Source organism: Pedobacter sp. CG_S7 (assembly GCF_040544395.1).
In the GTDB taxonomy this organism is placed as follows: domain Bacteria; phylum Bacteroidota; class Bacteroidia; order Sphingobacteriales; family Sphingobacteriaceae; genus Pedobacter.
On record NZ_JBEONS010000013.1, the window covers coordinates 82,113 to 92,409 of the forward strand.

Annotated in this window: 9 protein-coding genes; 6 read left to right on the plus strand and 3 right to left on the minus strand. The window is 30.8% G+C overall.

Annotated elements, in window-relative coordinates; all coding sequences use genetic code 11:
• Nucleotides 1-137: 137 nt before the first annotated feature.
• The 3 genes from AAKU52_RS09205 to AAKU52_RS09215 are packed head-to-tail and all read left to right on the plus strand — an operon-like array spanning nucleotide 138 to nucleotide 3,677.
• On the plus strand, nucleotides 138-1,607 hold the full coding sequence (locus tag AAKU52_RS09205; protein WP_354332581.1) for an O-antigen ligase family protein: 1,470 nt from the start codon (nucleotides 138-140) through the stop codon (nucleotides 1,605-1,607).
• On the plus strand, nucleotides 1,604-2,461 hold the full coding sequence (locus AAKU52_RS09210; RefSeq protein ID WP_354332584.1) for a glycosyltransferase family 2 protein: 858 nt from the start codon (nucleotides 1,604-1,606) through the stop codon (nucleotides 2,459-2,461). Before AAKU52_RS09205 ends, AAKU52_RS09210 begins: the two co-directional genes overlap by 4 nt.
• Before the next feature lie 25 nt (nucleotides 2,462-2,486).
• Nucleotides 2,487-3,677, plus strand: coding sequence for a glycosyltransferase (locus tag AAKU52_RS09215; protein WP_354332586.1), 1,191 nt, complete (start codon nucleotides 2,487-2,489; stop codon nucleotides 3,675-3,677).
• A 3-nt stretch (nucleotides 3,678-3,680) separates the two neighbouring features.
• On the opposite strand, the gene AAKU52_RS09220 is transcribed toward AAKU52_RS09215, so the two are convergent.
• Both AAKU52_RS09220 and AAKU52_RS09225 read right to left on the minus strand, forming a co-directional pair.
• Nucleotides 3,681-4,460 (minus strand): glycosyltransferase, encoded by a 780-nt coding sequence (locus tag AAKU52_RS09220; protein WP_354332588.1) that lies wholly within the window; start codon nucleotides 4,458-4,460, stop codon nucleotides 3,681-3,683.
• Nucleotides 4,460-5,356: a glycosyltransferase family 8 protein gene (locus tag AAKU52_RS09225; RefSeq protein WP_354332590.1), complete on the minus strand. Its 897-nt coding sequence runs from the start codon at nucleotides 5,354-5,356 to the stop codon at nucleotides 4,460-4,462. The genes AAKU52_RS09220 and AAKU52_RS09225 overlap by 1 nt, the downstream gene beginning before the upstream one ends.
• Before the next feature lie 453 nt (nucleotides 5,357-5,809).
• Here AAKU52_RS09225 and AAKU52_RS09230 point away from each other — a divergent pair, with 453 nt between their 5' ends.
• From AAKU52_RS09230 to AAKU52_RS09240, 3 genes are all read left to right on the plus strand, one after another.
• Nucleotides 5,810-6,757: a hypothetical protein gene (locus AAKU52_RS09230; RefSeq protein ID WP_354332592.1), complete on the plus strand. Its 948-nt coding sequence runs from the start codon at nucleotides 5,810-5,812 to the stop codon at nucleotides 6,755-6,757.
• A gap of 200 nt (nucleotides 6,758-6,957) precedes the next feature.
• On the plus strand, nucleotides 6,958-8,403 hold the full coding sequence (locus tag AAKU52_RS09235; RefSeq protein ID WP_354332594.1) for an oligosaccharide flippase family protein: 1,446 nt from the start codon (nucleotides 6,958-6,960) through the stop codon (nucleotides 8,401-8,403).
• Complete coding sequence (locus AAKU52_RS09240; protein ID WP_354332597.1) at nucleotides 8,396-9,358, plus strand: glycosyltransferase family 2 protein; 963 nt, start codon at nucleotides 8,396-8,398, stop codon at nucleotides 9,356-9,358. The genes AAKU52_RS09235 and AAKU52_RS09240 overlap by 8 nt, the downstream gene beginning before the upstream one ends.
• A gap of 254 nt (nucleotides 9,359-9,612) precedes the next feature.
• On the opposite strand, the gene AAKU52_RS09245 is transcribed toward AAKU52_RS09240, so the two are convergent.
• Nucleotides 9,613-10,191 (minus strand): alpha-1,2-fucosyltransferase, encoded by a 579-nt coding sequence (locus AAKU52_RS09245; RefSeq protein WP_354332599.1) that lies wholly within the window; start codon nucleotides 10,189-10,191, stop codon nucleotides 9,613-9,615.
• Nucleotides 10,192-10,297 lie beyond the last annotated feature (106 nt).

The window sequence follows — 10,297 nt, forward strand, 5'->3', positions numbered from 1 at the left end:
AACAGGTTGCGAAAGAAAAGAAGAAAATAGAAGAAATTACTTATAAGATTGCAATTTTCATTTCTGCCATTTCAACCTATTTTTTTTTTATAAAGCTTCTTTTGCTGTAAGAGTTTGATTTTAAATTATCATAAATAATGAGAAAAACCAGTAACATTTTAAAAGGTTTTTTAAAAAATGAAGCTTTGAAGCCCATTATCATAATGGCATTTCTTATCATTTTGGGTGCATTAATTTCAATTTTCACTTCACAATTTGGAGTAAAGGGTGCGGGTTTATTCTTTGTAGCGATAGTTGGAATACCCTCTGTTTATTTTATAGTCGTCTATCCAAAATTTGGAATCACAGTATTATTCATCTTGGCGTATTTCATCATGTGGTTTATACGGTTAAATATGGTCGATTATCCATTAGGGACAGTAATGGACTTTCTGCAAGCTTTGTTAATTCTGGGGTTTTTTATCAAACAAAAAAGCAATCCTGACTGGAGTATTTTTAAAGATCCATTGGGAGGTATGATTTTAATATGGGTTTTATATAATGTTTTACAAATAGTGAATCCTACTGCAGAATCTAGAATGGCATGGTTATACACTATCAGGTCTGTTGCTGGGGTAATGCTTTTATATTTTGTGTTTACCTATCAAATAAGGGAAATTAAATTTGTGCGGTTGATTCTGAAGATTTGGATCTTTTTAACAGTTATTGCTGCACTGTATGCCTATAAGCAGGAACTTTTTGGCTTCTTTTATTTTGAAGAGATTGAAATTCAAACTCCAAGGTTAAGAAAGTTATTGTTTATTAATGGAGTGTGGCGAAAATTCTCTATTTTTTCTGATCCTGTCGCTTTTTCTTATAATATGGTATCTTGCAGTTTGTTCTGTATTGCATTACTTTTTGGGCCGTTACCTGGTTGGAAAAAAGTAGTTTTAGGATGTTTAGTGCTATTTTTTTTAAGTGCAATGTTGCTTTCAGGAACCAGGGGTGCGTATGTTTTAATACCAGTAGGAATAGTAATGCTTACGATTCTAAATTTTAATAAGAAGGTTTTAATTTTCTCTATTTTTTCTGGAATTTTACTTTTGTTTTTAGTTTACGTTCCTACCTCAAGTCCTTCTATAAAGCGTTTCCAATCTGCTTTCACTCCATCAGACGATGCCTCTTTTAATCTTAGAGCAATGAATCAGAAAAAAATACAGCCCTATATACAAAAACATCCTTTTGGAGGTGGTTTAGGAGCAACTGGTGTTTGGGGGGCAAGATTTTCACCACATTCATTTTTAGCTGGTTTTCCTCCAGATAGTGGTTATGTAAGAGTTGCGGTAGAGTTAGGCTGGGTAGGCTTGTTTCTTTTTTGCACGCTAATGTTTGTTATTTTAAAGACAGGAATAAAGAACTATTTTGAAATAAAAGACCCTGAATTAAAAAACTACTGTTTAGCCACGGTGGTCGTTATTTTTGCTTATGGAGTTGGAAATTATCCACAGGAGAGCTTTGTTCAGTTTCCATCAAATATTTATTTTTATTTCTTTATAGCGCTAATATCAATCACGTTAAAAATTGACAAAATGAAAAGCCAGACTCAACTTCAATCGAATAAAAAATGATCAATTATACAGTCCCTTCCTGGGTAAAAGAAGTTAATCTTCCATTTAAAAGTTACTTTGAAATACCAAATCCGATATTTGAAGACTTAAATGCAGCATTAGACAGGCTGCAAAGTACTGAGCCACTTATCACTATTATAATTGCTGCCTATAATGAAGAAGTGAACATTTTACGCTGTATCACCTCTTTGTCGAAAACGAAATGTAAGCTTCCTTTTGAAATTTTAGTAGTTAATAACAATTCTGCAGATCACACACAGGATACCCTTAACCGAATTCATGTGAGACAATTGTTCCAACCTATACAAGGATGTGGTCCGGCAAGACAAATGGCCCAGGAAAATGCAAAAGGAAAATTTATTTTATTGGCAGATTCCGATTGCCTTTATCCACCAGAATGGATGGATGAAATGATGAAAGTATTGCAACAACCTGGCGTAGCGTGTGTTTATGGCCGGTATTCTTTTATTCCAGAACCAGGCTATGCGAGATGGCAATTGTATATGCTGGAGAAAATGAAAGATGCCATTGCAGGAGTCAGGCATTTAAAAAGAGCCTATTTAAATGCATTCGGCATAAGTATGGGCTATGTTAAGGCGTATGGTTTAAAAGCCGGATACATCATGCACAATACAAGAGGTGACGATGGAAGGCTGGCTTTTGATATGATGAAATATGGAAGTATTGAACAAGTGAAGTCAAACAATGCACGACCATGGACTAGTCCTAGGACTTTAGATCGTGATGGAAGTTTTTACAAGGCCATTACCAATAGAATAACCCGTGAGGCAGGAAGATTTTTTACCCTATTAAAAAGTGAAAAACCACACGACACAAAAAAATCAGCCAATTAGCATTATAGTTTTATACTATTAAGAAATGAATTTTATTTTTGTAAGCCTACAACGAATTAATACTGATAGAGAGTCGACTTCAACAAGTTTGGCAAAAGAACTTGCTAAAGAACATCAGGTTTTATATGTCAATCCACCAATTGACAGGAAAGCCTGGTTATTGCCGAGTGAAGATGTTTTTATACAAGCGCATATCAAACAAATTAAGGAGGGGAAGACCGGTTTAGTTAAAGACGAGAATAACCTATGGGTTTTAACACCAGGGAAAATAATTGAGTCTTTAAATTGGATACCCTCGACAAGCGTATTTTCGTTTTTTAATAAATTTAATAATAAGCGATTTGCTGGCGATATTAAGAAAGCAATTAAACAGTTAAATTTTAATAATTTTAATCTAATAATAGATAAAGATATTTTTAGAAGTTATTATTTAAAGGAACTCTTGAAACCGAAGTTCACTATTTATTTAGATCGGGATTACACTTTAGGCTTTGACTATTGGAAAAGACATGGGGTTACTTTAGAACCCAAACTAATGTCTAAATGTGATGCTGTTGTATGTAATTCAATGGATTTCACTAAGAAAGACATGAATTATAACCTAAATAGTTTCTATATCAGTAATGGAGCAAATTTAAATATATTCAATGCTGAAAAAGATTGGCAAGAGCCGGCAGAGTTAGTCGGTTTAGCACGTCCAATTGTTGGTTATGTAGGAGCATTAACTTCAACTAGATTAGATATTTCACTTATTGAAAACATCGCTAAAAATTTGAATAGGGGAAGCCTAGTTTTAATTGGCCCTGAGGATGATGGTTTTCTTAACAGTGAACTACATCAAATACCAAATGTACATTTTATACCTAAAATGAAGACAGAAATAGTTCCTTCCTACCTTAGTTATTTTGATGTATGTATTAATCCACAACTACTCAATGAAATTACCTTAGGTAATTTTCCTTTAAAAATTGTTGAATATTTGGCAATGGGTAAACCAATAGTAGGTACCGCTACTAATACCATGAAAGAAGTGTTCTCCAATCATTCGTATTTAGCATTAACGCCAGCTGAATTCAATAAACAAATAGCTAAAGCTATTGCAGAAGACAATGAATTGCTTAAAGCAGAAAGAATCAGTTTTTCAAAAAACTTCAGTTGGAAGAAAGTAACTGCTAATCTTTTACAAGTTATTCAAAAGCTGAAAGAAACAGTTTAAAATTTATTTTTTATAAAACCAGATATCGAAATTATATTTTAATTGTCTATAAAAATACCTTGCTGTTGATATGAGAGGGTTTTTAGTCTGTGTCCAATTATTTCTTGTCATGGTACTAGGTTCATTCTCTGAATTCTCCTGAATAAAAAGTGATTTAAATTTGTCAAAAAATAAACCTTTACCTTTATTTTGAATAAAAGAGACACACATTCTGTATTCCATTCTATCACCTTTCACATTTTCAGCATAGCGCCCAAATTTGGAGAGAAAGCTAGATCTTCTTAAATGAGGATGATCGCTATAATAATAAATTTTCATGTAATCAGTATACCAAGGCCGTATAAGCATTTCCGAAAAGCCGTTTTTATAAGGTTTTAAGTATGGATATTTTACATAGGCATAGAATCTTATGATGTCAAGATCCTTTCGACCTTTCAGGATCGCTAAAGCATTTTGAAAATTATTGGCAAATGATGAAGTTGGAATGAAATCCTCTTGAACATATAAAGTAAATTCACTTATTACAGCATCCTGACCTTTATTCATGTTATTTCCAAGGCCTTTATTTACTTCCGAAGTAACTAACTTGAAACCATATACTGGCTGAATTTTCTTTAGATAATTTAAATGTTCCAGTTTACTACCATCATCAGAAATTACAATTTCAGCAAAAATACATTGTCTAGACTCAAAAGATTTTAATAACCTTTCCAATGACTCAGATCTGTTGTAATGCGTAATTAATAAGGAAACTTCCTTAAAGTTATAGCTTAATGTATCCATCAGGATTTTATATATGTTTTTAATTTCTTTTTAATCCTATTCAATATCTTGTTAAACAGTCGATTATATTCTGTTTTCGGCTTAAAATCTGCCCATTTAGTTAAACTTAAATAATGAAAAAATTCCTTTTTATAATTCAAATTACTGTCATATGATGAATATATAGGTTTAGTACCAATAAAATGAATAATATAAGGGTTTTGTTCATTCGAAGGTGAATAAGTATTCCAACGTTGATCTAGTTCAAACCACTGGTTTGCAAATATTACGTTTAAACCATATTGATCTGGAAAATTAGCATATTCTTTATATTTAGCAATGCATTTTAGTATTTCCAGTGATAATTCAGTTTTTCTCCATTTTTTTAAATCCATTATTAACAAGCCACTATTAAAGTATTTTGTATCAGGATGAATGCCAAGTTCTTTAAAATTAGTTATTCCACCCCAAGTACTACTTACTTTTTCTGAGCGATCCACAACGCCGGCAATAATTTTTTCATTGATAGCTGTATTCCAAAGCAATGATATGTCTTTTCTAACTACCATATCCACATCAAGATAGATTGCTTTTTCGCAACTTTGAGGAAGGAAGTGCGGTATTAATATTCTTAGGTATACATTTAAGGGGAAATTGGACCTATCCAAGGGTAAAGAAATGTCCTTAGGTAATAAATCAGCCATATCTAGCCAAATTACATTTATCTTTTTATGATCTATAGAAGCTATTAGTTTTAATTTATTTTTGCTTTTTATATTGTCTTCAACTATATATAGGTCAATTGATTCATTGGTTTTATGATTAATTTCAATTGATTTGATCAAAACTGTAAGCATAACTGCAAAGTTGTTGTCACACACAGTAACCAAGGTTATTTTGTTTGTCGCCTCATTCATATAATTTTCAAAAATTTAGTAATTGCTATTTTTATAAATAGACTATAATACATCGATTAATAAGTTTTTTATTTAAAGTTAAATAGTATTCAAAAATAGTTTTTTCTTTGGATAGAGTCATTATTTTTTATGTTAACTTTACTGAAATTATTAGAATAAAAACTTTGGTTATTCTCACTGAAAGAATATGATGGTAGTGTAATTAAATTGAATATTTTTTCTGTAATGATTTTTTTTAAATAGGACTATAAGAAAGGGTAATGTTTAAAAGTTGAAAACTTAACTGGATATACTGTCTATAAAATGAATAATAATAACTGATGCTGATTAATTTTTTAAAAATCTAGATAAAACAACATTATGATTGTTTTTCAATCTAATTTCTTATTTATATAGATTTATTTCAATTTAACTTTTGCTAATTGTCAATATTAAAACTTATCATAAATTTTTATGAATAAAATTTACTTAAAATTTTTATACCTGATTGCTTCTTTAAATTACCCGAATATCAGAAATGATTATAAATATTTTATAAGAGATAATTATTTTTGCAAGACCAGGCAACTAAGATATTATATTAAGGATTACCTAAAAAAGTCTAAATATAAAACGATCGAATTTCAGGGTGAATTTGATCAAGAATTGAGATATGTTTTGCCATTTGCCTATTGGCATCATTTGAATGGCACATTAAAAAAAACAATTTCAAGCAAAAACACAAAGGATTTATATTTTTTTAGTAATGATCATGAAGAAAGGCATAGTAAAAGGGTGTGGGAGTTAGGCTATGATAACTTTGAAATTCCAAATATGACACACAACATAAATTTTAGTTATCTAAAATGGGTTAGGGTTCCATTAAAAACACAGTTTAAAAATGATATTTTTAAATATGAAAAGCCCATTTTGATAATTGCTAATAAATACAATTTAGAGTGGGATGAATTGCCAATTAATTATTTAAGCATATCGTTGCTTGAAAGTATTATCAATAAATATAGTGAGAAATATCAAATAATATATAATAGGCCGTTGCCATCACAAATAGTTTCTGACAACAGTGAAATTCTTGATTTAAATGAATATGAATGGCTTATTGTGAATTATCCTCAAGTTTTATTAATGAATAACTTATACCTTCAGAATATTGATAGGGTGAATAACTTTAATCATTTACAATTATTGGTTTATGCAAACTGTGAGCATTTTATTTCTGCTCATGGTGGCACAGCAGCTTTTGCAAGTTATTTTGAAGGGAATAATATCATTTTATCAAAAAGAGGAATGGAGCATGAACTCAATGAGTTTAATACTATTTTTCCGTCACTATCTGGGGCAAAAATTCACCATGCAAAAACAGACGTAGCTGTACATGATTTTTTAGAAGAATATTACTAGGAATATAATCAAAAACCAAAATTTAGGATCGAGATATATTTTAAATTTAATATTATGTGAAATATTATTGTTGATGAAGCTTTCAATTAAATTAATTTTTATACTTTTCCAGTCGATTCCGCTAATGCATTTTGGGATTTTATTATGAGATAAAATTTTATGTTTTATTGATTAAAAATAGATTTTTACATAAATCTCCAATGAGTTTTAAAAAGACTTTTTTCAAGAATGTTTTGGTTACCGGTGGTTATAATTATTTATCCCAGCTCATCGTATTTTTATCTTCTTTTATTACGGCACGTTTACTTCTTCCCGAAAACTATGGACTGGTAGGTTTAATAGCTGTATTTATAAACTTTATATCAGTTTTTTCTGATAGCGGTATTTCTTTAGCTATCATAAAGAGCGATTTTGGAAGGTCCTACCATAAAGGGATGGATGGTTTGTCCCTATTAATTGGTTTAGTGTTATTTATTTTAACGACTCTTTTGGCATGGCCAATAGCCTCTTTTTATGGAAATCATGGACTAATATTGCCAGCCATCATTCTATCTTTTACATTTTTAACGCGTAGCCTTTCTATAGTAAGAAGTGCACTGCTTGCAAAGACATTAGACTTTAATGAAATTGGAAGATTAACCCTGATCAATACCATCATTAGTATTATATTAACTATAATATTAGCCTATTTCGGAGCCGAGCATTGGGCAATTATTATTCCGCAAATAATTACATCAATAATTTCCATTCTTTATTTTGAAAATATAGTTAAACTTGGTTACAGGATTTATCCTCTAAAATATATAAAAGTAGCCTTTAAGTATACTCGAAGTAGTCTTCAAAATCTTTTAGGTTTTAATATGGTTAATTATTGGTCTAGAAACGCCGATAATCTTATTGTTGGTAAAATATATGGGGTGAGCGATTTGGGTATCTACAACCGTGCATATAGTTTATTAACCATGCCTTTATCCTTGGTTACAGGATTAATGAGTACAGTATTGTATCCAAGTTTAAAGAAACTAAAGGCTGAGGGAGGGGATATTAACAAAGAGTATATTTTTGTGCTCAAAATTATCTCTATCCTTGTTTACCCAATTGCCTTCCTGTTCATCTTGTTTCCAGTACAACTGGTATCTATCCTTTGGGGTAAAAACTGGCTTGAAGTAAGTACACTACTGCCTTATTTTGGATTGCTGATATTCGGGCAGTCTTTACTATCAACTACGGGTAATGTACTAGTCTTATTGAATCAGGAAAAAAAACTAATGATTAGTGGTTGGTTTGGTGCTTTTTTTACCATTGCAGGAATCTCGATTGGTGCCATTTATTCCTTGCAAGGGATTGCCCAATTTTACTCATTGTCGTTCATTTTATTTGTATTACCTTTTAATATGGTTTACATATTTTACAAAGCTTTGGGTTTTAATCTTAAACAGCTCCTTATATTCTGGTTACCCGTAATCTTAATCTCATTAGGCATTTGGTTTTCATGTTTTTATGATTATTATTGGGCTAAGGTTTTTTTATTGCTAATGATGTTTATCAATATGGTTCTAGGTTCAAGAAATGAAATCATAAATATCATTAAAATCATATATAAATCTCCTAAAATAAATAAATTTCTTAAAAACAACAATGCGTAGTCAGATCCCTAATGAAAATAACATTAAAATATTTGTAATTATTGTCACTTTTAACGGGGCTCAATGGGTTGAAAATTGTTTTAATAGTTTGCGTAATTCAACCATTTCGGTACAAACAATAGTCATTGATAATAATTCAACCGATAATTGTATATCTCTTATACAATCTGGTTTTCCAGAGGTTAGCATTTTACATAGTCCTGAAAATCTTGGTTTTGGAAAAGCGAATAATATAGGTATCACAGAAGCGCTTAAATTGGGCGCTGATTATGTTTTTCTTTTGAATCAAGATGCCTGGGTTATGCCAGAAACTATTGAAAAATTGGTGGAAGTTCATCAAGCGAATCCTAAATATTATGTTTTGAGTCCGTTACACCTAGATGGTACAGGTAAGAAATTAGATTTTGGGTTTTCTCTTTATATCTCACCATACCATTGTGAAAATATGGTGTCTGACTTAATTCTAAGAAATGGATCTGTAAAAGAAGTGTATACCACTAGTTTTGTAAATGCAGCTTTTTGGCTTATAAGTCGTGAAGGGATTGAAAAGATAGGTTTGTTTGATCCTATTTTTCCTCATTATGGTGAAGACAATGATTATTTGCATCGTGTAATATTTCATGGAGGAAAGACAGGCGTTTGTCCGGCTGCATTTGCTTGTCATGATAGAGTTCAGGAATTGGCAAGTGTTGAAAAATTTCCTTATGGTAAGCGTTACAAAAGACAAATAGTAGGCTGCTTGATTACTTTAATGAACATCAATGATAGTTTTTATCATTGTTTTATGGTTTTTTTAAGATCAAGAATGGAATTCTTTTTCGCTTCATTTTTTAAAGCCAAAATGAAAGAATCATTTCTTGAACTAAAAGTTTTCTTTTACATTTTATTGAAAATTTCAAAAATCAAGAATCACCGAAGATTGAATATGGAAAAAGGGAGTTGGTTAAGTAAATAATGTTCTTCTGCAAATTAAAAGCTGTATAGGTTACGGTTCTCTAATAATTATTTCTAATGTAATAAAGTTTATTCTTTTCTCATATTTGGTTAAGGTGCCGACTATCAATGTCGAAGATTATTAAATAATTTTATGCAATTATCGTATTATAAAATTAAATTCTCAACCAATTTGGAGGTAAAAGATCCTTAGTGTTCCAATTCGGTTGGTTTTTAAACCAACTTGTTGGTGCAATAACAGTTTTATTAGTATTATTATTTAACCAGGCCCCCCCACCAACTAAAAGAACTGTTCGCAATTATATTGTGGCTACATAATTTCATTAAATGCAAATCATCTAAATCAGCATCAATTCCAGTATTCGTTACAAATACAAAATTCTCTTCTTGAGTGAAATTTTTCAAAACCCAATCCATATCATCCGTAAAAACAAAGTACTTACAATTAAATCGCTTTTCTTTCATTAACTCGATTGCTCTTTGATAATACTCTATACCAATGAAGCCAAAGGTCTTACTAAACTCAGGGTGGTTAACATAATCACCTCGTCTAATATGAATTGAAACTGCATTTTCCGATCTTTCAATTTCCTTTTTATAAGAATGAAATTCAAGGCCAGGTATATTATTAAATTTTAATTCTTCTTTAATCTTACCTGCAGCATCTTTAAAATAATTCTCTGAATGCCAATAGCCTTTAAAATTAAGTAGATAGTTATTTAGCGTAAGTACTTGTGGATTAAAATGATAATACTCTTCTTTAATCGTAGAGTATAAAGGGGGAAAACTATGGTTAGGTGTAGTCGGTAACTTATAATGCAGGATTTTTGGCAATTAGGAATGCATGTAGCCGGTAAGTATAAGTGCAGGATTTTTGGCAATTAGGAGTACACAACATTCGGTAAGAATACCGCCGAGAAAACGGTAAGAACGAATACAT